The 21,934-nt window shown below is 71.5% G+C and carries 20 protein-coding genes and 1 pseudogene; 15 read left to right on the top strand and 6 right to left on the bottom strand.

Going from position 1 to position 21,934, the window contains the following annotated elements; translation table 11 throughout:
• The first annotated feature begins 27 nt into the window (after positions 1 to 27).
• Both QF027_RS21410 and purU read left to right on the top strand, forming a co-directional pair.
• The gene (locus QF027_RS21410) at positions 28 to 528 is read left to right on the top strand and encodes an SCO4402 family protein (RefSeq protein ID WP_307076340.1); all 501 of its coding nucleotides are present in this window, start codon (positions 28 to 30) and stop codon (positions 526 to 528) included.
• A 46-nt stretch (positions 529 to 574) separates the two neighbouring features.
• Positions 575 to 1,444 (top strand): formyltetrahydrofolate deformylase, encoded by an 870-nt coding sequence (purU, locus tag QF027_RS21405; RefSeq protein WP_306979851.1) that lies wholly within the window; start codon positions 575 to 577, stop codon positions 1,442 to 1,444.
• Positions 1,445 to 1,583: 139 nt separating this feature from the next.
• On the opposite strand, the gene QF027_RS21400 is transcribed toward purU, so the two are convergent.
• Together QF027_RS21400 and QF027_RS21395 are read right to left on the bottom strand one after the other, a co-directional pair.
• The gene (locus tag QF027_RS21400) at positions 1,584 to 2,945 is read right to left on the bottom strand and encodes a zf-HC2 domain-containing protein (protein WP_373432505.1); all 1,362 of its coding nucleotides are present in this window, start codon (positions 2,943 to 2,945) and stop codon (positions 1,584 to 1,586) included.
• A gap of 401 nt (positions 2,946 to 3,346) precedes the next feature.
• Complete coding sequence (locus QF027_RS21395; RefSeq protein WP_307076338.1) at positions 3,347 to 3,928, bottom strand: sigma-70 family RNA polymerase sigma factor; 582 nt, start codon at positions 3,926 to 3,928, stop codon at positions 3,347 to 3,349.
• A 315-nt stretch (positions 3,929 to 4,243) separates the two neighbouring features.
• Between QF027_RS21395 and QF027_RS21390 the strand changes: the two genes are divergently transcribed.
• Both QF027_RS21390 and QF027_RS21385 read left to right on the top strand, forming a co-directional pair.
• A complete protein-coding gene (locus tag QF027_RS21390) occupies positions 4,244 to 4,624 on the top strand; it encodes an STAS domain-containing protein (RefSeq protein WP_306979855.1) in 381 nt (126 codons plus the stop codon).
• 164 nt (positions 4,625 to 4,788) lie between these two features.
• On the top strand, positions 4,789 to 5,301 hold the full coding sequence (locus tag QF027_RS21385; RefSeq protein WP_306979856.1) for an EF-hand domain-containing protein: 513 nt from the start codon (positions 4,789 to 4,791) through the stop codon (positions 5,299 to 5,301).
• Here QF027_RS21385 and QF027_RS21380 read toward each other — a convergent pair.
• Positions 5,280 to 6,788, bottom strand: a complete 1,509-nt coding sequence (locus QF027_RS21380) for a class I adenylate-forming enzyme family protein (RefSeq protein WP_307076336.1) — start codon at positions 6,786 to 6,788, stop codon at positions 5,280 to 5,282. The genes QF027_RS21385 and QF027_RS21380 overlap by 22 nt on opposite strands.
• 139 nt (positions 6,789 to 6,927) lie before the next feature.
• Here QF027_RS21380 and QF027_RS21375 point away from each other — a divergent pair, with 139 nt between their 5' ends.
• From QF027_RS21375 to QF027_RS21360, 4 genes and pseudogenes are all read left to right on the top strand, one after another.
• Positions 6,928 to 8,061, top strand: coding sequence for an acyl-CoA dehydrogenase family protein (locus tag QF027_RS21375; protein WP_306979858.1), 1,134 nt, complete (start codon positions 6,928 to 6,930; stop codon positions 8,059 to 8,061).
• 1 nt (position 8,062) lies between these two features.
• Positions 8,063 to 8,533 (top strand): annotated as a pseudogene (locus QF027_RS21370) (acyl-CoA dehydrogenase family protein); the annotation flags it as partial.
• Positions 8,534 to 8,644: 111 nt separating this feature from the next.
• Complete coding sequence (locus QF027_RS49625; RefSeq protein WP_373432504.1) at positions 8,645 to 9,403, top strand: acyl-CoA dehydrogenase family protein; 759 nt, start codon at positions 8,645 to 8,647, stop codon at positions 9,401 to 9,403.
• Positions 9,404 to 9,912: 509 nt separating this feature from the next.
• Entirely contained in the window at positions 9,913 to 10,374 is a 462-nt protein-coding gene (locus QF027_RS21360) for an ATP-binding protein (protein WP_306986641.1), read from the top strand.
• Between the two features lie 317 nt (positions 10,375 to 10,691).
• On the opposite strand, the gene QF027_RS21355 is transcribed toward QF027_RS21360, so the two are convergent.
• A complete protein-coding gene (locus QF027_RS21355) occupies positions 10,692 to 11,618 on the bottom strand; it encodes a cyclase family protein (RefSeq protein ID WP_306979860.1) in 927 nt (308 codons plus the stop codon).
• Positions 11,619 to 11,703: 85 nt separating this feature from the next.
• On the opposite strand from QF027_RS21355, the gene QF027_RS21350 reads away from it, so the two are divergent.
• The 4 genes from QF027_RS21350 (at position 11,704) to QF027_RS21335 (ending at position 16,240) form a co-directional block, all read left to right on the top strand.
• Complete coding sequence (locus QF027_RS21350) at positions 11,704 to 12,570, top strand: SDR family oxidoreductase (RefSeq protein ID WP_307076334.1); 867 nt, start codon at positions 11,704 to 11,706, stop codon at positions 12,568 to 12,570.
• Positions 12,571 to 12,679: 109 nt separating this feature from the next.
• Positions 12,680 to 13,831 (top strand): acyl-CoA dehydrogenase family protein, encoded by a 1,152-nt coding sequence (locus tag QF027_RS21345; protein WP_307076332.1) that lies wholly within the window; start codon positions 12,680 to 12,682, stop codon positions 13,829 to 13,831.
• Entirely contained in the window at positions 13,831 to 14,880 is a 1,050-nt protein-coding gene (locus QF027_RS21340) for a Zn-dependent alcohol dehydrogenase (RefSeq protein WP_306979867.1), read from the top strand. The genes QF027_RS21345 and QF027_RS21340 overlap by 1 nt, the downstream gene beginning before the upstream one ends.
• 76 nt (positions 14,881 to 14,956) lie before the next feature.
• Positions 14,957 to 16,240, top strand: a complete 1,284-nt coding sequence (locus QF027_RS21335; protein ID WP_307076330.1) for an MFS transporter — start codon at positions 14,957 to 14,959, stop codon at positions 16,238 to 16,240.
• Here the strand turns inward: QF027_RS21335 and QF027_RS21330 are convergent.
• The gene (locus tag QF027_RS21330; RefSeq protein WP_307076328.1) at positions 16,127 to 17,176 is read right to left on the bottom strand and encodes a GlxA family transcriptional regulator; all 1,050 of its coding nucleotides are present in this window, start codon (positions 17,174 to 17,176) and stop codon (positions 16,127 to 16,129) included. The two genes, QF027_RS21335 and QF027_RS21330, sit on opposite strands and share 114 nt — an antisense overlap.
• A 71-nt stretch (positions 17,177 to 17,247) precedes the next feature.
• On the opposite strand from QF027_RS21330, the gene QF027_RS21325 reads away from it, so the two are divergent.
• Complete coding sequence (locus tag QF027_RS21325; RefSeq protein WP_373430983.1) at positions 17,248 to 18,564, top strand: MFS transporter; 1,317 nt, start codon at positions 17,248 to 17,250, stop codon at positions 18,562 to 18,564.
• A gap of 209 nt (positions 18,565 to 18,773) precedes the next feature.
• Positions 18,774 to 20,303, top strand: a complete 1,530-nt coding sequence (locus tag QF027_RS21320; RefSeq protein ID WP_307076326.1) for a multicopper oxidase family protein — start codon at positions 18,774 to 18,776, stop codon at positions 20,301 to 20,303.
• A gap of 42 nt (positions 20,304 to 20,345) precedes the next feature.
• Here QF027_RS21320 and QF027_RS21315 read toward each other — a convergent pair whose 3' ends face one another.
• Entirely contained in the window at positions 20,346 to 20,939 is a 594-nt protein-coding gene (locus tag QF027_RS21315) for a flavin reductase family protein (protein WP_306979877.1), read from the bottom strand.
• 81 nt (positions 20,940 to 21,020) lie between these two features.
• Between QF027_RS21315 and QF027_RS21310 the strand changes: the two genes are divergently transcribed.
• The gene (locus QF027_RS21310) at positions 21,021 to 21,932 is read left to right on the top strand and encodes a hypothetical protein (RefSeq protein WP_307076324.1); all 912 of its coding nucleotides are present in this window, start codon (positions 21,021 to 21,023) and stop codon (positions 21,930 to 21,932) included.
• Positions 21,933 to 21,934: the final 2 nt, after the last annotated feature.

Raw genomic sequence — 21,934 nt, 5'->3', positions numbered from 1 at the left:
CACGTATGGGGGAAGAACGTACGATCGGTGACCGTGCAAGGTTCGGAGAACTCTTCCCGTCGCGGCCGTCGCTCCTCCACCATGGGCGGCATGCCACTGAACGACATGCCGTGGTGGCGCTGGCGCAGCAATGTGCGCTCCGCGCTGCACATGCTCTCCGACCCGCAGTTCCAGCAGAACGTCTGGCTGGCCGGCGTCGAGGGGTACGGGGACGTGACCGACGCCGTGTACCGCCTCGTCGAGGACACCTGGCTGGACAACTGGTCCGCCGAGAAGTACGTGGGCACGATCTTCCGGGACTCCCAGGAGGCGGCCCTTGTCGACACCGCCGTCCTCAGGGTGCTGCGGATCATGCACCAGGTCGGCCCGGACGCCCCCGTCTCCGTGTACATGGAGAACCCGGGGTGGCCGGACGCGGTGCGGGCGGCGCGGGACGCGCACGTGCGGATGGCGACGGCCGACGGGGAGGACCCGGACGTGCCGCCGCGCACGCTCCAGGTGCTGCAGATCATGACCCGGTCCGCGTGACGGACGCGATGTTTGCCGCACCGGTGGATATGCGACCCTGTCCTGCATGAACGAGCAGTCCGCCCCCGCCGACCAGTACGTCCTGACCCTGTCCTGCCCCGACAAGCCGGGCATCGTGCACGCCGTGTCGAGCTACCTCTTCATGACCGGCTGCAACATCGAGGACAGCCAGCAGTTCGGCGACCCCGACACGGGTCTGTTCTTCATGCGCGTCCACTTCTCGGCGGAGGCGCCGGTGACGGTGGACAAGCTGCGGGCGTCGTTCGCCGCGATCGGTGACTCCTTCCACATGGACTGGCAGATCAACCGGGTCGAGGACCGGATGCGGGTCGTGCTGATGGTCAGCAAGTTCGGGCACTGCCTGAACGACCTGCTCTTCCGCGCGCGCATAGGTGCGCTGCCGGTGGAGATCGCCGCGGTGGTGTCCAACCACACCGACTTCGCCGAGCTCGTAGGGTCGTACAACATTCCCTTCCACCACATTCCGGTGACGCGGGAGAACAAGGCCGAAGCGGAGGCGCGGCTGCTGGAGCTGGTGCGCGAGCAGGACGTCGAGCTCGTCGTGCTCGCCCGGTACATGCAGGTGCTGTCCGACGATCTGTGCAAGCAGCTCAGCGGCAAGATCATCAACATCCACCACTCGTTCCTGCCGAGCTTCAAGGGTGCGAAGCCGTATCACCAGGCTCATGCGCGGGGCGTCAAGCTGATCGGGGCGACGGCGCACTATGTGACCGCGGATCTCGATGAGGGGCCGATCATCGAGCAGGAGGTCGAGCGGGTGGGGCATGGCGTGACGCCGGACCAGCTCGTGGCGATCGGGCGGGATGTGGAGTGCCAGGCGCTGGCCCGGGCCGTGAAGTGGCATGCCGAGCGCAGGATCCTGCTGAACGGGCGGCGGACGGTCGTGTTCGCCTAGGAGCTCGGGGGCTGCTGCTTCGTGGGCGGCTGCGGGGGGTTCGTGGTTGCTCGCGCAGTTCCCCGCGCCCCTCAAGGCACGTTCCGCTGAGGTCTTTCAGGGGCGCGGGGAACTGCGCGACCAGCCCCCGCCCGCCCTCCTACATCCGGCTCAAGCTCGCCGCCGCGAACAGCACGTCCCTGATCGCCTCACGATCACCCAGCTGCCCCGCCGCAGCCTCCGCCGGCGGCACATGGCCCGCGGCCAGCTGGCAGAACTCCACGCCGTCCAGCGCCACATGGGCGACCTCGTGCTCCGCCGAACCCACCTCCGCGGGGGAGTCCAGGGGGATCAGCCACTCGCCCCCACCCAGGCCCTCGATCTCCAGACGCAGAGTGCGGCCAGGGCCTCCGGCGCTCACGAGATGCCGTCCATGGATCGGTGACGCCAGACCCTTCTGTCGCCGTTCCGCCAGCACTGCGGGCAGCACGCGGGCCGCCAGGTCGATCATGCGGTTGAGGTGGCGGGGGGACGGCGGCTCGTAGGGGTAGTCGACGGCCTCCGCGATGTCCTCCGCGTGGACCCAGCACTCGAAGGCGCGGTCCAGCATCGCGTCGTGGAGGGGGAGGACGAAGTCGCCGTAGTCCACCTCGAGTTTGCCGGAGGTGCCGCCGGTGAACGACACCGTGCGGACGAGATCGTGGCTCTGCTCGCGCCAGGGGGTCCGGACGGAGCGGGTCGGCGGGAAGTGCGACGCGCGCCAGTACGCCTCGGTGCGGCCGGCCGGCGTGGGCGCGTCCGCGGGGACCTCGCCCATCGGATCGTCCAGGCCCAGGGCGACCGCGACGAGGCCGTCGACCGACATCAGGTGGGCTATGACCCCGGCGACCGTCGTACGGCGGCTCGTCGCCTCGTCGGCGTCGAACCAGCGCAGCCGCACGGGCGCGTGCCACTCGGCGTCGCCGAAGTCCTGCAGCAGGGCGTCGAGGCGGGCGGTCTCGGCGTCGTAGGGCGTGGCCCACTCGGGCATCGGGATGCGCGGCGGGCGCCGGTCGAGGCAGCTGTCGAGGACGCGGGTGCGCAGGCCGGGGTCCAGGTCGAGGCTCTCCGGGCGCTGCAGCAGGCCCACCGCCCCGCGCAGCCGCAGTGCCTCGTCGGCGCAGGCGCCGCAGACGCCGAGGTGGTCCTCCACGGCGGCCGTCTCCTCCGCCGAACACGCGGCCAGCGCCCACGCCCCGAGCAGCGCCTTCAGCACACGGTGCTCCAGGACGAGGGGAGCGGAGGGGGCCGGCTCCTCCAGCACGGGCAGCGGACGGCCGGTGTCCTCGACGGAGGCGCGGGGGAGCGGTATGCGGGGTGGGTGCTGGGGGCCGGTGCCGTGCGAGGTGTTGCCCGCGGGGTCGTCGGGGTTGTCGGGTCCGCCGTCGCCCGCACTGCCCGCGCCTCCGGCGCCGGGACGGGTCGGGTCGCCTTCGCCGTCGGTCCCACCGGGGCCGGGGTTGCCCGGTCGGCCTGGGTCCAGGGGGGACGGATCGCCGGTGCCTCCCGTGGCGGGGTTGTTGGGGTCGGTGTTGGGGTGCGTGTGCGTGGCGGGGTTGTGCGGGTCGGTGTTGGGGTGCGTGTGCGTGGCGGGGGTGTTCGGGTCGGTGTTGGCGTGCGTGTCCGTGCCGGGGGTGTTCGGGTCGGCTTTGCCGTACTCGTCTGTGCCGGCGCGGGCAGGGTCGCCGGTGCCGTGCTCGTCCGCGCCCCGACCGCCCTCGTGGTCGTCGCCCGGGCCGTGGGGGCTGTCGTCGCCCTTTCCGAGGCCGTCGCTCAGTTTCTCCGTGCTCTCGGGAAACACCCCACGGTCCCCCGAACCCTCCCGCGCCCCCCTGCCCTCGTACCCGTCGTGCTCGTCGTGCGCCTCGAAACCGCCTGCTCCGCTCACGCCGCGCCTCCGTATCCCGGCGGCGCTCCAGGCGCTCCCGTGTCGTGGGCCGTGGACAGGAGTTGCAGGCCCAGGCGGAGGCGGCGGCGGGCCTCGTCCTCGGTGATGCTGAGGTCGGCGGCCGCCTGGCGGTAGTCACGGCGCTGGAAGTAGGCCAGCTCCAGGGCGGCCCGCAGCGGGGTGGGCATGGACTGGACGATGTAGTCGGCGCGGGCGGCGACCGAGGCGTGGCGCACCTTGCGCTCCAGTTCCTCGGTGGAGCCGTCGGTGCCCTGGGTGAGCGCGGCGGTCTCGGTGGCGCGCAGCCGCTGCACGGCCAGGCGGTGGGTCAGCCCGGCGACCCAGGAGCGCAGCGGGCCCTGCTTGGGGTCGTAGGCCTCGGGGTGCTCCCAGACGTGGACGAAGACCTCCCGTGTGATGCCGTCGGCCGCGCGTTCGTCTCCGAGCACGCGATGGGCGAGGCCGTGCACGAGTGAAGCGAAACGGTCATAGAGCTCGCCGAGGGCGGCCGCCTCACCGCGTGCGAGCCGCTGCTGCATCTTGCGGTCCCAGCGGGGCGGTGCGTCCTTCTTCGCCATGCGGCCCCCTCACCCCTGGAAGTGTCCGGGTCAAGCCTGCGCCCACCGTCTCCTCGAATGTAGTCGGCACCTCCGGCAGCGCACGCCCCTTTGTTCCAATGCACGCCCCCTGAGGGGCCGCAGGTGGTAGTGGGCCTTCCCCTACCCGCCCACTCACTGATCAGACCTGATCGAACAGGACCGAAGGCGACTAAAACAAGCCTCTTTCGAACGATTTCCGTTTCTCGGTCTTTGTTTCAGGGAACGGCCGCTGGGCAGCCGCGCTGCAAGGAAGCGTAGGAAAGGCTTCCGTTTGCTTTCCGGCGAGCGAAGGGCATGGTGGTGGCGTTCAATGTGACCGGCAATGAGCAGGGCGACTGGACCGTGCTCAGTGTCTCGGGCGAGCTGGACCTGGTGACCTCGCCGGTGCTCCGCCAGCGCGTCCACGACGTGGTGGCCGAGGGGCGCCACAGTCTCGTCCTCGACCTCTCGGATGTGTACTTCTGTGACTCCAGCGGTGTCGGCGTCCTCATCGCCTCCCGCCGTCTGATCCGCTCCTGCCAGGGTGATCTGCGCCTGATACTGCCGGCCCAGGGCGCCGCCGACGGCTCCCACGTCAACCGCGTCCTCGGCGCCCTCGGCGTCCGCCGCCTGTTCGAGGTCCACCCGGACCTGGACTCGGCGACCGACGAGGAGGCGGGACCACTGTCGGCCTGAGCACGTACACCGGTGGTGACCTGGGGCACCCCGACTGCCACACCGTTGTCCCGAAATCCCTCCGGTCCTGGCACAGGCGCCGCCTTCCGGCCCCCGGGGCGCCGCCCGCGTCGTACGCTCCGTGCGAGACGCACCCGATGTGATGTGAGGCGGCCCGAAGAGACATGGTCAGCAGCGAGTACGAGCGCAGGATCGCCGGCCGGTTCGTCACCTTCGACCAGGACGGCAACGGCTACATCGACCGCGAGGACTTCAACGTGGCGGCCAAGGCGCTGCTCACGGAGTTCGGTACCGCGGCACGCTCCGACAAGGGACAGGCGCTGTACGTCGGCGCGGAGGCGTTCTGGCAGGGCATGGCCGGGATCGCGGACCGGGACGGAGACCAGCGGATCACCCGGGACGAGTTCGTGAACGGCGCGGTCAAGCGGCTGCGCGACAACCCGGAACGCTTCGCCGAGATCGCCCGGCCCTTCCTGCACGCCGCGCTTGCCGTCGCGGACCAGGACGGCGACGGACGCGCCACCGTCGAGGACACCGCGCGCGTGCTGAGGATCCTCGGTGTGAGCGAGGACATCGCGCGGGCCGCCGCGGCCACCCTGGACACCGACGGCGACGGCAAGGTCGGTGAGGACGAGATCGTGCCCGCCTTCGCCCGCTACTTCACCGTGCCCGAATAGCGCTCCCTGAGCTTGTATTTCAGGACCTTCCGCAGGGTCTCGTTGCGCGGGAGGGCGTCCACCACCTCCACCTGCTCCGGCAGCTTGTGGGTCGACAGCCCTTCCGCGCGCAGATACGCGGTCACGGCGTCCAGGGTCAACCTCCCGGCCCCCTCGGGCTGTTCCACCACGGCACACACGCGTTCCCCGCGCTCGGCGTCCGGCAGCCCGATCACCGCCACGTCCCCGACGGCCGGATGCGCGGCCAGCAGGTCCTCGATCTCCTTCGCCGAGATGTTCTCGCCCTTGCGGATGATCACGTCCTTGAGCCGTCCGGTCAGCACCAGGTGGCCGGTGGCCGTGAGACGTCCGAGATCACCTGTGCGCAGGTAGCCCTCCTCGTCGAAGGCCTCCGCCGTCTGGGACGGGTCGAGATAGCCCTGACACACCGCCTCCCCCTTCAGCCGCACCTCCCCGTCCACGATCCGCACGGACATCCCCTGCGGCGGCCGTCCCTCGGTCGTCGCCAGGTTCTCCACCGTGTCGTCCGGATCGCCCATGGTGATCATCGGCACCTCGGTCATGCCGTACCCGTGTGTCAACTGCACCCCCAGCTCCCGTACGACGGCGTGATAGACCTCCGGCGGCTTGGGTGCCCCGCCGCCCGCGAGCAGCCGCAGGGAGGGGATGATCTTCTCGCCCGGCCGCTTGCGCTGCTCGGTGAGGAACATCGAGTAGAACGCCGTCGAACCGCCCGCCACCGTCACCCCGTGGCGGCGGTATCCCTCCAGCGCCTCCGGCAGGGCGAACTGCTCGAACATCACCGCCGGGAAGCCGTACAGCAGCAGCATGACGGTGTAGTCCGGGCCCGCGATGTGCGCGTACGGGAAGGCCATCGACCCCACGTCGTCCGCCGTGAGGCGCAGCGCGTGCGCGAGGCAGGAGCCGCCCGCGATCAGCGAACGGTCCGTGTGGAGAACGCCCTTGGGGTCGGAGGTGGTTCCCGAGGTCCAGTAGATCCACCGGACGGAGGTGCCGTCGGCGGGCGGGGCGGGGAGGACGGCCGGATCGCCGTCAGGGAGGTCGTCGTACGCCTCGAAGACGCCCTTCGCGCCGAGCCGCCGGGCCATCTCCGTGTGGTCGAAGCCGCGCCAGAGGCCCGGTACCGCGAAGAACTCCGCCTTCGACTCCCTCAGGGCGAAGGCGACTTCGCGGTCCCGGTAGAAGGGGATGACGGGCGACTGCACGGCGCCCAGACGGGCGAGCGCGAAGGAGAGCAGGGCCGTCTCGATACGGGTGGGCAGCTGCCAGGCGACGACCGTGCCGGGGCGTACGCCCATGTCGTACAGGCCGGCCGCCACCCGCTCGGCACGCGCGCGTAGCTCGCCGAAGGTGAGCGCGCGGTCATCCTGGAGAAGGACCCGGCGGTCGGGGGTCAGGTCGGCGCGGCGGGCGACCAGCTCCCAGAGGGTGCGGGACGCGCTGAGCGCGTGGGCGATGTCGGTCACGGCGGCCCCCTTGTAGAGCTGACGGGTAGTCAGAGCGTGGGCAGAGCGTAGGGCGGGACGCCTTGTCGGTCCAGGGGTGCGGGACTTAGCCTTCCGGTGCGAGCGGTATCTGACGGGTTATCAGATATGGAGTGCCGTCATGGATCTCGCGTACACGCCGGAAGAGGAGGAGTTCCGGGCGCGGCTGCGGGAGTGGCTCGCCAAGGCGCTCCCCACGCTGCCGCCGAAGCCCTCCCCGGAGGACTGGCCCGGGCGCAGGGCCTACGACCTCGGCTGGCAGCGCATGCTGTACGACGCCGGGTACGCGCACGTGCACTGGGACGCGTCGCCCACCACGCGGCTGATCTTCCTGGAGGAGACGGAGGCCGCGGGCGCGCCCTATGTGGGCGCCGGATTCGTCGGACTGCTCCACGCGGGACCGACGATCGCCGCCGAGGGCACCGCCGAGCAGCGGGAACGCTGGCTGCCGCCGATCCTGCGGGGCGAGGAGGTCTGGTGCCAGGGGTTCAGCGAACCGGACGCCGGGAGCGACCTCGCGGCGCTGCGCACGCGCGCGCGTAGGGACGGCGACGACTATGTGGTGAGCGGGTCGAAGATCTGGACCTCGCACGCCGAAGTGGCCGACTGGTGCGAGCTGCTGGTGCGGACGGATCCGGCGGCTGCGAAGCACCGGGGCATCACCTGGCTCGCGATGCCCATGTCCTCGCCCGGTGTCGTGGTGCGCCCCTTGCGCACGCTCGCCGGGTCCGCCGAGTTCGCCGAGGTGTTCCTCGACGAGGTGCGAGTGCCGGTGGCGAACCGGGTGGGCGAGGAGAACGACGGCTGGCGCGTGACCATGGTGACGCTGTCCTTCGAGCGCGGTACGGCCTTCGTGGGCGAGGTCGTCGCCTGTCGGCGGGTGCTGGGCGAACTCGCCCGTACGGCACGGGAGAACGGGCGCTGGGACGATCCCGTGCTGAGGCGGCGGCTGGGGCGGCTGAACGCCGAGTTCCGTGCGTTGTGGCGGCTGACGCAGTGGAACGTGAGCGAGGCCGAGGCGAGTGGCGGGGTGCCGGGGGTGGGGGGGTCGGTGTTCAAACTCCGCTATTCGCACGCCCGCCAGGAGTTGTACGACGCCGCTGCGGACGTACTGGGGCCGGACAGCCTGGATCTCGAACGGCCTTGGGTGCTCGACCGGTTGTCCTCGCTGTCGTACACGATCGCGGCCGGGACCTCGCAGATTCAGCGGAACATCGTGGCCGAGCGGATTCTCGGGCTGCCGAAGGGGCGTTGACGTGCGCTTTCAACTGACCGAGGAGCAGAAGGCGTTACGCGCCGGGATGCGGGAGCTGCTCGCGCGGCGCTTCGACGGGGCTGCGCTGCGGGCCGCCGCGGAGGAACCCCGTCTGGACCGGGCGCTGTGGCGGGAGTTGGGTGCGGCCGGGTTCTTCGCGCTGCGGATGCCGGAGGCGGACGGCGGGGTCGGGCTGGGGTTGCCGGAAGCCGTGTTGGTCTTCGAGGAGGCCGGGCGGGCCCTGCTGCCGGGGCCGCTGGTGGCCACCCACCTCGCGGCGGGCACGGTACCGGGGGCGGCCTCCGGCGAGGCGGTGGTGACGGACGTCGACAGCCGCGGGTTGGTCGAGTGGCTGTCCGAGGCGGACGTCCTACGCGGGGACGCCACGGCGGCCGTACCGCTGCGGTCCGTGGACCCGTTGACACCGCTGCACCGGATTCCCGGAGCGGGGTGCGGGCCGGGTCGGGCCGAGCCCGCGTGCGAACCGGCGACGGGGGCGGGGCAGGAATCCTCGGTGCCGTTTCCGGGGACGGGGGTGGGACAGGGCTCCTCCGTGCGGCTCCCGGCGACGGGCCCGTCGCCGATGCCCGGGTCGCCGTCGGCTGCCGCGCCCGGTTCGCCTTCCCTCGCCGCTGCCGGTGCGTCTTGCGTGGCCGCGCCGGGCTCGTCTTCCGTCGAGGGCGCCGGTTCGTCTTCCGCGGCTGTCGGTGGTTCGTCGTCGGCTGGCGCGTCCGGCTCGGCTTTCGTCGCCGGTTCCGGTTCGCGTTCGGCGGCTGTGCCGGGCTCGTCTCTCGTCGAGGGCGCCGGTTCGTCTTCCGCGGCTGTGTCTGGCGTGTCTTCCGGCGAGGCTGCCGGCCGGTCCTCCGCCACCGCCCCCGCGCGCGACCCCGCACCGTCAGTTCTCCCCGTGTCCCGATCCCCCCGCTGCGCCGACCCCGTCGCCGTACTCCTGACCGCCGCCGAGCAGCTCGGTACCGCCACGCGCGTGTGTGAGCTCGCCGTGCAACACGCCGGGACGCGGGAGCAGTTCGGGCAGCCGATCGGGGCCTTCCAGGCGGTCAAGCACCTGTGTGCGCAGATGCTGGTGCGGGCGGAAACGGCCCGGGCCGCGGTGTACGCGGCCGCCGTGACCGCCGACCCGGTGGACGTCGCCGCGGCCCGGCTGCTGGCCGACGAGGCCGCCGAGCGGGGTGCCCGGGACTGTCTCCAGGTGCACGGAGGCATGGGCTTCACCTGGGAGTGCGAGGTGCAGCTGCATCTGAAGCGGGCCTGGGTGCGGGCCCGGAGGGCCGGCGGCGGTGCGGAGAGTGAGGAGTTGCTCGCCGTCGATCTGTTGGCCTGAGGCGCCCGGGACCGGCCCGTTTCCCGGCGGGTCCGGAGCGGATGTCGCGGATTGTGGCATACCGGAATCACGGAGCGTTGGTATCGGGTTGTGTCCTATGTGTGACTCGTCACGTCCTGGAGTCGGCGCCCCGCTCCGGTACCTTGTGTGAGATGCGAGTGGTTCCGAGCATGAGCCATGCCGGTGTTGCCGAAGAGGCGGCCCCGGGCCCGGCGATGCGCGCCGCTGCTCCCGAGGCGGGAGGCCCTGCGGCTACCGCCTGTTCGACTTCCCGTGGCGGGCGTCGCACAGTATCCCGCACGGGTAATCCTTCGCGCTGGAATATGCCCGAAGCGCTTGTTGGCGTGACTGTACGTCAACCATGCTGCCCTGTAAGGGATTCACGTTCTGTGACCCCGGCTTTGGTCATTGTTCTGGTCATGCAAAAAATGGCTACGATCGTGGCCCTCGTGAGGCGCGAGGCCATGTGCCCGCCGGTTCGGATGGTGTGAGCGGTGCAGGTGCTTCAAGTGCAGCTGGAGATCCGGCCCGACCCCGCAGAGGTGGGGCGAGCCCGGCGGTGGGCCCGTTCGCGGCTCGCCGTATGCGGGATAGAGGTCGACGAACCGCTTGCCGAGATCCTGATCCTCCTCGTGTCGGAGCTCGTCACCAATGCCGTGGTGCACACCGGCCGACCGGCCGTTCTGCGGCTGTCCCTGCCGGATGCCGAGGTGGAGTCGACCACCGTCCGCCTTGAGGTCGCCGACCGCAGCGGCCGGGCCCCGGTGCCGCGCTGCGTCGACGGTGAGGCGACCGGCGGCCGCGGCCTCGCCCTCGTCGACGGCCTCGCGGACCGCTGGGGCTGGAGCCCCGAAGGTGCAGGCAAGAGCATCTGGTGCGAACTCGACCGCTGCGAGCAGCCGCGAAGGAGCGCGGACGCCTACGACATCGAGGCCTCGCCCTACGAGGGGTTCGCGTTCGAGGCGGTGTGACCGGCGCACGGTCGCAGAGAGCGCCGTCACCCTTTGCTCGGGGCGGGTCGGTGCGCCGGGACGTGCATCCGTGCGCGGTCGTGGCAAATAGGTCGTAAGTAATAAATCCCCGTACCGGTGTTGACGCAGCGTGTTCGAATGATGACGCTGGTGGTCAGCGATTCGCCGCGAGGGGACGCCGAGGGCTTCGGTGACGGAAGCCCCCGACGAGTGCGGATCGTGACGCGGTGTCGATTTCCTCAGGGCGGAAGGAAGTCGATGACGGCGGCGCGCGAGACCGTGCTCGGGGCGGATCTGCGCGCCGCCGGCCGACCTCCTCACAGAACGGCCACCGGGGCCACGGGCGTTCCGGTGCCGCCGGCGAACGGCTCGGGCATCGCCGACAGCAGGAACGCGTACCGGCCAAGTTGTCCACAGGCTGTGGACAATTCCTCCAGGTTCCAGTTCTGGCCCTGCAGCATCCCCATCTCCACCAGGTCCAGGGCATGCACCGGCAGCCACAGATCCTCGATCTCGGGCGGGAAGATCTCGAACGTGAGCGTGTCGTTGGCGACCGCCGCGACATCGCGCGCGTGGAACCACTCCGGGGTGCGGACCGACAGGCCCGGCGACGGATAGGCGTACGCCTCCTTGTCCCCGGCGAGATACACCTGGATCTGTCCGGTCCGTACGAGCACGATGTCGCCGGCACGCACGCGCGTGCCCGCGAGTTCCTCGGCGGCCTCCAGGTCCTCGGGGGTCACGGCGTGGCCGCCGTCGAGCCGGTCCACACCCCGCGCGCGGGCCACGTCGAGCAGCACCCCGCGCGAGACGACGTGCCGCGCCTTGTCGATCCCGCTGAACTCGGCGCCGCCGTGCGGGGTGATGGTGCCGGCCGGGCGTCCGTTGTAGAGCATGCCGGAGTGCGAGACGTGGGTGAGTGCGTCCCAGTGGGTGGCGGCCTGCAGGCCCATGGTCACCGCGTCGTCGCTGCACGCGACCGTCCCCGGGCCGAAGATCTCCTGGTTGATCTGCACCATCACATGCAGGGGGTTGACCCGGCCCGGCATCATCCCGGTCTGCACGCCGTCCTGCCTGAGCGGCAGGGCGAGGGGGATGCGACAACCCGTGCGGACGGTCGCGGCGGCCTCGCGGACGACCTCGTCGGTGATCAGGTTCAGGGTACCGATCTCGTCGTCGGCGCCCCAACGACCCCAGTTGTTCACGCGCTTGGCGATGTCGTGGAACGCGGCCGGAAGTGACATCGGGCCCTCCCCGGGGCTTGTGTCCGCACATCTGACGGGTCATAAAATCTAACGGTCCGTCAGAAACCGCGGGAAGGGGCCGGGCATGGGGAACTTCTTGGCAGGCAGGGTCGTCGCCGTGACCGGTGCGGGGCGGGGGATCGGGCGGGCGGTCGCGCTGGCCGCGGCGAGGGAGGGGGCGCGCGTCGTCGTCAACGACTACGGCGTCTCCGTGGACGGGGCGTCCCCTGCGAGCGATGTCGCTTCGGGTGTGGTGAAGGAGATCGAGGCGGCCGGGGGCGAGGCCGTCGCCGTGGCCGACGACATCTCGACGATGGCGGGCGGTCAGCGGGTGGTCGATACCGCGTTGTCCTCTTACGGGCGGCTCGACGGTGTCGTCTGTGTCGCCGGGATTCTGCGTGAGCGGATGCTGTTCAACATGACCGAGGAGGAGTGGGATCCGGTCGTCGCCACGCATCTGAAGGGGACGTTCACGGTGTTCCGGGCGGCCTCCGCGGTGATGCGGAAGCAGCGGGCGGGGACGTTGATCGGGTTCACCAGCGGGAATCACCAGGGGTCGGTTTCGCAGGCGAATTACAGCGCGGCGAAGGGCGGGATCATTTCGCTGGTCCGCAGTGCGGCGCTCGGGCTGCACAAATACGGGGTGACCGCGAACGCGGTGGCGCCCGTCGCCCGTACGCGGATGTCGGCGAACGTGCCGTTCGAGCTGACGGAGATCGGGGAGCCGGAGGACGTGGCCGCCATGGTGGTCTACCTGCTGTCGGCGCGGGCTCAGGAGATCACCGGGCAGGTGTACACCGTGGCGGGGCCGAAGATCGCGGTGTGGGCTCAGCCTCGGGAGCTGCGCGCCGCGTATGCCTCCGGCGGGTGGACGCCGGAGACGATCGCGGAGTTTTTGCCGGGGAGCGTGGGCGTGGATCCGATGCCGTTGCTTTCTGGGCCGGGTGCCTAGTGGGTCGGGGGTGATGGGTGTGGGGCGGCTGCGGGTTGTGTGTGGCTGGTCGCGCAGTTCCCCGCGCCCCTAGGTGGGACACCGGGTCCGGGCTGGAGAGGAGACGTTCGTGGAATTTGGGTTCACCGATGAGGATGAGGCGTTCCGAATCGAGGTCCGGGAATGGCTCTCCAGTCACGCTGATGGTTCTCAGGACCGTCGTAGTTGGGAACGAACCCTTGGGAAGTCCGGGTGGATCGGTCTTGGTTGGGGTGAGTCCGGATACGGGAATCGGACTGCCACGCTTACCCAACAAGTCGTCTGGGCCGAGGAATATGTGCGGTCGGGGGCGCCGGCTCGGTCCGGGCATATTGGGGAGAAGCTGCTGGCTCCCACTCTCCTCGCGCACGGTACGGACGAGCAGAAGGCGCGCTTTCTTCCTCCCGTCGCCGCCGGGGAGGAGTTGTGGTGCCAGGGGTACAGCGAACCCGGGGCGGGGTCCGACCTCGCGGGGGTGCGGACCAGGGCCACGCGGGTCGAGGACGGGACGTATCGGATCAGCGGACAGAAGATCTGGACGTCCCTCGCTCACGAGGCGGACTGGTGTTTCGTCCTCGCACGGACCGATCCGGAGTCCCGTCGGCATCACGGGCTGTCGTTTCTCCTCGTTCCCATGGACCAGCCGGGGCGCATCGAGGTGCGGCCCATTCGGCAGCTGACCGGGACCAGTGAGTTCAACGAGGTCTTCTTCGACGGGGCACACGCGCGCGCGGAGCATGCCGTCGGGGGCGAGGGGCACGGCTGGCAGGTGGCGATGAGTCTGTTGGGGTTCGAGCGCGGGGTGTCCACGCTGGCCCAACAGGTCGGGTTCGCCCAGGAGTTGGAGCGGGTGGTGCAGGCCGCCGTACGGACTGGCGCGGTTTCCGATCCGGTCGTGCGGGCGCTGCTCGTGCGGCAGTGGGCCGAGTTGCGGACCATGCGGTGGAACGCCCTGCGGACGCTGGGGGGTTCGGGGGACGCCGGGGCATCCAGCGTGGCCAAGCTGCTGTGGGCGGGGTGGCATCAACGGCTCGGCGAGCTGGCGATGCTCGTGCGGGGGGCGGAGGCTGCGGTCGGGCCCGGGGACTGGTCCCCTTCCTCGCCGTACGAACTCGACGCCCTGCAGCACCTGTTCCTGTTCTCGCGGGCCGACACCATCTACGGCGGCTCGGACCAGATCCAGCGCACCATCATCGCCGAGCGGGTGCTCGGTCTGCCCAGGGAACCCAAGGGGGTCGTCTGATGCGCGGCGTGCTGTTCGACGGGAGGCAGATCCAGGTCGTCGACGATCTGGAGGTGCGGGATCCGGGGCCGGGCGAGGTGCAGGTCGCGATCTCGGCGGCCGGACTGTGCCACAGCGACCTGTCCGTGGTGGACGGAACCATTCCGTTTCCGGTTCCGGTGGTGCTGGGGCATGAGGGCGCGGGCGTGGTGGAGGCGGTGGGGGACGGGGTCACCCATGTCGGGCCCGGTGACCATGTGGCGCTGTCCACGCTCGCCAACTGCGGTGCCTGCGCCGACTGCGACCGGGGGCGGCCGACCATGTGCCGCAAAGCCATCGGGCGGCCCCAGAAACCCTTTTCACGGGGCGGGGAGCGGGTGTTCCAGTTCGCGTGCAACTCCGCCTTCGCGGAACGGACCGTGGTGAAGGCCGTCCAGGCGGTCCGGATCCCGAAGGACATTCCGCTGCCGTCCGCCGCGCTCATCGGGTGCGGGGTGCTGACCGGGGTGGGGGCCGTGCTCAACCGGGCCCGGGTGGACCGGGGGGAGAGCGTGCTGGTCATCGGGACCGGGGGGATCGGGCTCAACGTCATCCAGGGCGCGCGGATCGCGGGGGCGTCGCGGATCGTGGCGGTGGACGCCAACCCGGCGAAGGAGGCGATGGCCCGGCAGTTCGGGGCGACCGACTTCCTGACGTCGGCGGAGGGAGTGCGGGACCTGCTGCCGCACGGCGTGGACCACGCCTTCGAGTGCGTCGGGCGGGTCGAACTCGTGCGCGCCGCCGTGGACTTGCTGGACCGGCACGGCCAGGCGGTCCTGCTGGGGGTTCCGGCGGCGGGCGCGGAGGCGTCCTTCGTCGTCTCCTCGATGTTCCTCGACAAGTCCATCCTCGGCTGCCGCTACGGATCGTCGCGGCCGCAGCGGGACATCCCGCTGTACGCGGAGCTCTACCGGCAGGGACGGCTGCTCCTCGACGAGCTGGTCACGGAGACCTACCCCATCGAGGACTTCGAGAAGGCGGTGGGGGACGCGGAGGCGGGGCGGGTGGCCCGGGGGGTGCTCACGTTCTAGGCAGCGGGTGCGGGGTTGTCCACAGGCCCTGGAAAACCCTTGGAGCGATGTCGGTGCCGGGCCCTAGCTTCGACGCATGACTTACCGAGACGTCGCCTCCCCACAGGTCCTGAGCTGGGCCTGCACGTCCGTCGGCGCCCGTATGCCGGTGGCGATGGCTCCCCTGGCCCTCGTCTTCCTGGTGCGCGAGAGACCAGGAGGGTATGCGCTCGGAGCGGTGCTCGCGGCGGCCTACGTGATCGGTGAGATCGTCGGCGCCCCGGTGCTCGGGATGCGGCTGCCCCCGGAGCGTCCCCGGCCCCAGCTGGCGGTGGGGCTCGCCACCGGGGCCTTCGGGTTCGCGGGGCTCGGGGTGCTTCCCGACGCCCCCTCCCTGGTGCTGGGCGCGTTCGCGTTCCTGGCCGGGGCCGCTCCCGCCGCTGCGACCGGCGGGCTGCGCGCACTGCTCACCGAACTGGTCCCGGAGCGGGCCGTCGCGCAGGCGCTGTCCACCGAGTCGATGCTCAACTCCGTCATCTGGGCCGTCTCCCCGGCCGCCGTCGCCGGCCTCGCCCTCCAGGCAGCGCCCCACGTCCCCCTGTTGCTCGCCGCCGCGCTGATGGCGGCGTCGGTCGCGGGGCTGTGGCTGCTCCCGGCCGGATGGACGGTGGAGGACTCGGCGGGCGGCGCGTGGTCCGGCGGATCGCTGCCCCGGCTGCTGCTGGGCGCCTGGCCGGTGTACGTCACGGGCGCGGCCAGCCTCAGCCTGCTGGGTCTCGCCGAACTCGTCCTGCCCGCCCTGCTCGAACAGCGCGGCATCCCTGTCGGCTGGTCGGGACCGCTGCTGACCGGGCTGGCGGTGGGCGCCGGACTCGGGGCCTTCCTCTACGGCCTGCGCACCTGGCCCGGTCTGCTGCGCACCCGCAGTGTCGTGCTGATGTGCGGCACCTCGGTCTGCGTGACGCTCATCGCGTTGATACCGAACACCGCCGGGATCGCGTCCGCGCTGGCCGTGGGTGGCCTGCTCCAGTCAGGCGCGCTGCTCACCCGCAACCTCGCCTTGCGCGACGCGCTTCCGCCCGGCGCCCTGGCCGCCGGCTACTCGGTGATGTACGCGGCGGCGGGCGCGGGTTACGCGGCCACGGGTTCGCTCGCCGGAGCCCTGCTCAAGGTGACGGTGCCGTCCACCGCCGTCCTGGCCGGAGTGGCGTTGACCCTCGCACTGACAGGGGTCGGCTGGTCGGGGGAGGTGCGCCGCGCGGGGAGCTCAGCGCGGGGCGCCGACGTCGGCGTAGTGCCCGGACGTGTGGTCGAGGGTCCCGCTTCCGGCGCGGAAGGTACGCCGATAGGCGGTCGGTGTGACGCCGAGGGCTGTCTGTAGGTGCTGGCGCATCGACTGGGCGGTGCCGAAGCCCGCGTCGTGGGCGACCTGGTCGACGGAGAGGTCGGTGGACTCCAGGAGGTGCCGGGCGCGTTCCACCCGTTGCTGGGTGAGCCACTGGCCGGGGCTGACGCCGACCTCCTCGCGGAAGCGGCGCGTGAAGGTGCGTACGGACATGGCCTCCTGCTCGGCCATGTCGCGCAGCTGGATCGGCTCGTGCAGACGGCCGAGCGCCCAGGCGCGGGCCGAGGTCGTGGTCGCCTGCTGCGGGTCGGGCACGGGCCGGTGGATGTACTGCGCCTGCCCGCCGTCGCGGTGCGGCGGTACGACCGTGCGGCGGGCCACCTCGTTGGCGACCGCCGTGCCGTGGTCGCGGCGCACCATGTGCAGGCACAGGTCGATCCCGGCGGCGACGCCCGCGGAGGTCAGGACGTCCCCGTCGTCGATGAACAGGACCTCAGGGTCGACCTTGACCTGCGGGAAGAGCCGCTGGAGACGGTCGGAGTCGGCCCAGTGCGTGGTGGCCGGGCGCCCGTCGAGAAGGCGCGCGGCGGCCAGGACGTAGACGCCGGTGCAGATCGAGGCAAGCCGGGTGCCGGGGCGGATGTGGGCGAGGGCGGCGGCCAGTTCGTCGGTCAGCACGCCCTGCTCGAAGACCGGGCCCAGTTCGTACGACGCCGGGACGATCACCGTGTCGGCGGTGGCCAGGATCTCCGGGCCGTGCTCGACCTGGACGGCGAAGTCGGCGTCGGTCCGCACCGGGCCCGGCGGGCGGATCGAGCAGGTGAGGACCTCGTACAGCGAGCGCCCCTCGGCGTCCCTGGGGCGGCCGAAGATCCGGTGCGGGATGCCCAGCTCGAACGGCAGGACACCGTCCATGGCGAGGACGACCACGCGGTGCGGGCGGAACTCCAGGGCACGAGGGTCAGGGCTCATGGCCCGATCCTAACGAATGCTGTCCTTCGGGCCAATGGATCCCGGGCGGCCCAGGACGGAAGCTCTATGTCGTGACCCAGACAAGCGATGCCGCCGTGCAGGCAGCCCACCCGGAAAACCAGTCGGCCCCTCGTATCCACCGCGCCTGGTTCGTCGCCGCCGTCACCTTCGTGACGATCATCGGCGCGGCCGCCTTCCGCTCCCTGCCGGGTCTGCTCATCGACCCCCTGCACGACGACTTCGGCTGGTCGCGCGGCACCATCAGCGCGGCCGTCTCCGTCAACCTCGCGCTGTACGGCCTGACCGCGCCCTTCGCGGCGGCGCTGATGGACCGCTTCGGCATCCGGCGGGTGGTCGCGGTCGCGCTGACCGTGATCGCGGTCGGTTCGGGACTGACCGTGTGGATGACCGCGGCCTGGCAGCTGATGCTGTACTGGGGCCTGCTCGTCGGTCTCGGCAGCGGCTCGATGGCACTGGCGTTCGCCGCGACCGTCACCAACCGCTGGTTCACCGAGCGGCGTGGCCTGGTCACCGGCATCCTGACCGCCGCCTCCGCCTCCGGCCAGCTGATCTTCCTGCCGGTGCTGTCCTGGATGGTCGAGAAGCACGACTGGCGCCCGGCGGCGATCACGGTCGCCCTCGCCGCCCTCGCGGTCGTCCCCTTCGTCTGGCTGCTGCTGCGCGACCACCCGGCCGACGTGGGCCTGAAGCCGTACGGCGCCAAGGAGTTCGTACCGAAGCCGGAGCCGGTCCCGGGCGCCGCGCGCCGAGCGGTGACGGTCCTGTTCAAGGCCGCCCGCACCGGCCCCTTCTGGCTGCTGGCCGGCACCTTCGCGATCTGCGGCGCCTCCACCAACGGCCTGATCCAGACCCACTTCGTGCCCGCCGCCCACGACCACGGCATGCCCGTCACCGCGGCCGCCTCACTGCTCGCGGTGATCGGCGTGTTCGACGTGGTCGGCACGGTGGCCTCCGGCTGGTTCACCGACCGCTTCGAGCCCCGCCGCCTGCTCGCCGTCTACTACGCCCTGCGCGGCATCTCGCTCCTGTTCCTGCCCATGCTGCTGGCCCCCTCCGTCCACCCGCCGATGCTCTTCTTCATCGTCTTCTACGGCCTCGACTGGGTCGCCACCGTCCCGCCCACCGTCGCCCTGTGCCGCGAGCAGTACGGCGACGACAGCGCGATCGTCTTCGGCTGGGTCCTCGCCTCCCACCAGGTCGGCGCGGCGCTGATCGCCTTCCTCGGCGGTGTCGCCCGGGACGTGTTCGGCTCGTACGACATGATCTGGTACGCGTCCGGTGCGCTGTGCGCGGCGGCGGCGCTGATGGCGCTGGTGATCAGGCGGCGGCCCGCGGTGCCGCTCCCGGCGGTGCCGGCGGCTGCGTGAAGGCGACCGCGGAGGGCGGGCGCCCGGCGCGCTGAGGGTGCGGCGGGGCAGGCGGGCGGCACCGAGTGCGGCAGGGATGCGTGGGCGGCAGGGACGCGGCGGCGGTGGCTCGCAACCCGCCGGTGATTACTCCACGTTCCGGGCGACCGCGTTCCGTAATGTGAGGCTCTCCGGTCCGCGCTGCCGTTCGCTGCCTGTGGAGGCGCCTCATGACAGCCCTGTCCCGTCGTGGCGTACTGAAAAGCCTGCCTCTCGCTGCCGGGGCCGTCGTGGCCGCAGGGGCGGCCGGTCCGCCCGCGGCGGCGCGACAGTCGACCGACCCCGCCTTCCCGGCACCGGAAACACGCAGTTCGTCGCCCGGCACCGGGCGGCTGGAGACCGAACTGACCGTCCGGCTCACAGAGCTGGACGTCCCCGGGGTCGGCCGCGTGTCCACCCGCACCTACGAGGGGACCGTCCCGGGGCCCACGCTGCGGGTGCACCCCGGGGACTCCCTGGAGATCACGCAGATCAACGCGCTGCCGGCGAACGGCGACGCGGCGCACCAGGCCATGAACGTCCCGCACCACTTCAACAGCTTCAACCTGCACACCCACGGCATGCACGTGGACCCCACGGGCGAGGCGGACAACGTCTTCCGTGTCTTCGGGCCCGCCGGCGCGCCGGGGGCCGTCGGCACCCACCGCAGCCGCATCGACGTGCCGGCCGATCATCCGGCCGGAACGTTCTGGTACCACCCCCACCTCCACGGGTCCGCCGCGACCCAGGTGCTGGGCGGCATGGCGGGAGTGCTCGTCGTCGACGGGGACGTCGACGCGGTGCCCGAGATCGCCGCCGCCCGGGAGGTCGTCGTCTGCATCAGCGAGCTCAAGGTGTCCGGCGGACGGGTCCCGGACCTGACCTCGCACGGCGTCTACGACGGCATCGCCTCGACCTTCCTGGTCAACGGCGCGAAGAAGCCCGTGCTGACCATCGCCCCGGGGGAGATCCAGCGGTGGCGGGTCGTCAACGCCGGCGGGCTCACGGCTCACTTCCTGAGCCTGGGCGGCCAGGAGATGCACCAAATCGCCTGTGACGGCATCACCTTCATGGAACCCGTCGCGACCACCGGAGTGACACTGCCCGTGGGCGGACGGGTGGACCTGCTGGTCCGCGGCGGCATGCCGGGCACCTACAAGCTGACCGGCGGTGGTCCCTCGCACCACCTGCTCACGCTCGTCGTCACCGGCGCCGCCCGCACCATGTCGCTGCCGGGCCGTCTGCCCGGGCGGCCCACCGAGCTGCCCGAGCCCACGCGTACCCGGACGCTGACCTTCCGCAGCTACGAGAACGTTTTCTCCGGCGCGTTCCCGAACGCCTACCGCATCCTGGGTGACGGCGAGACCCCGCCCGCCGGCCCCCAGGGCGGCCGGGGCGACGTCGCCTGGGGCCGCTACTCGCCCGGCTTCGTCAACCAGCGGGTGCGGCTGGGCGAGGTCGAGGAGTGGACGGTCGTCAACGACTCGCACGCCCACCACCATCATCCCTTCCACCTGCACACCAACCACTTCCTGCTGACCGCCGTGGACAACCGCCGGCTGGAAACGCCCGTCTGGCACGACACCGTCGCCGTCCCGTCGAACGGCTCGGTCACCTTCCGGCTGCGCGCCGAGGACTTCACCGGCCGCTCGATGGCGCACTGCCACCAGCTCCAGCACGGCGACGAAGGCATGATGCAGATCGTCGAGTACGTGAACTGAACGGCGCACAACCTGACGGCGGGCGGGCGGCGGGCGGCGGTGTCAGAGGAACCGGCCCCTGTGGAACAGGAGAGGCGGTTCGCCGTCTCCGTCGCCCGGCCCGAGCGCGTCCACCCGCCCCACCACGATCAGATGGTCCCCGCCGGTGTGCACCGCGTGGATGGTGCAGTCGATCCAGGCGAGGGTGCCCGCGAGGCGGGGTGCGCCGGAGGCCGGGGCCGGGTCGTGTGCCACGCCCGCGAACTTGTCCGCGCCGCTCACCGCGAACGCCCTGCACAACCCGCCCTGCTGCGCGCTCAGGACGTTCACGCAGAAGACGCCCGCCTGGGCGATGCGGGGCCAGGTCGTCGACGTACGGCCCACCATGAAGGCGACGAGCGGCGGGTCGAGGGAGAGGGCGGAGAAGGACTGGCAGGCGAAACCGGCCGGTTCCTCGCCGGGTGCCCCGGGTGCCGTCACCACGGTCACGCCGCTCGCGAACGATCCCAGCACGCGCCGGAACTCGGCCTGCTCGACGGGCGCGCGCTCGTCCTCTCGCACACACCGCAGCTCCGGGCGGGGCAGCGCCTCGACCGCGAGGGTCCTGCCGGACCGGAGGTAGCGGACGGCGGCCTCGGCCATTCCTGCTTGTCCCATCACACCCCCATTGAAGCTGACGGTATGTCAGATGAAAAGGGGCGGGGCACGCGCACATGAGACCACCCGTACGCTGCGTCCATGGGGTGGGGGAACGCACGGCTCAACGAGGCCGCCGCGGTGTGCGCGGCGCAGCTTCCGGCGACCGGCCTGATCTGGTGGATCGGGAACCTGCTCGGCGACGACTACGCGTACGCGGGCGCCTACGGGGCCCTCGCCGTGTTCGCCCTGGCGTGTCTCCTCGTCGCGGCGCCGCTGATCCTGCCGGTGCTCGGTCTCGCGCACGCGATGGCCCAGATCGTGCCGGCCGAGGCACTCGCGCGGCTCGCCGTCCGCCGCGCGCGAGGGCCCCTGTGGGCCTGGCACGTGTTGTGCGCGGCGGGGCTCGGCGTGGGCTGGGCGGCACTCGCCGGGCTGCTGTGGGACTGGCCGTTCACCGTCACGGCACCGCTCCTCGCCGCCCTCGGCGTGCTCCCGGTGCTCGGCCTCGGGTGGCTCCGGAGACGTACCCGAGGCTTCTGGGGCGTGTGGCTGCCCTCCCTGTTCGCCTCCGTCGGCCTGTTCCTCCTGGTGTTCCTCGGCGGCGTGCTGGCCACGACCACGGGAATCGTCGAGGAGTACGAGCCTCCCGCGCTGTCCGCCGGGCAGCTCACCGGGGTCTGGCGGGGCGACGAGGGCGCGGTCCTCAGCCTCGGCACGGGCGGCCGGGCCGAACTCACCGACCTGCCCACCGAGCCCGGGTCCGCCGACCCATACGCCGAGCCGCTCTTCGCCGTGTGCGACGGCACCGGCACCTGGCTGCTCGACGACAAGGGCGCCCACAACCCCTACGGCGACGCCTCCGAGGGGCGCGCCGGTGTCGTCGTACGGCTCGACGGTGAATGCGGGCGGGAGACGTACTGGAGGATCGGCGGGACCGAGTCCGAGCCCGAGCTGTTCGTGCCGTTCGGGGACCCGGACGCGCCGGACGTGCGGATCCTGACACAGGACTGAGT

The organism is Streptomyces canus (assembly GCF_030816965.1).
GTDB lineage: Bacteria > Actinomycetota > Actinomycetes > Streptomycetales > Streptomycetaceae > Streptomyces > Streptomyces canus_E.
Note: the sequence above shows the minus strand (reverse complement) of the source record. Positions and strands in the feature narration are given on the sequence as shown.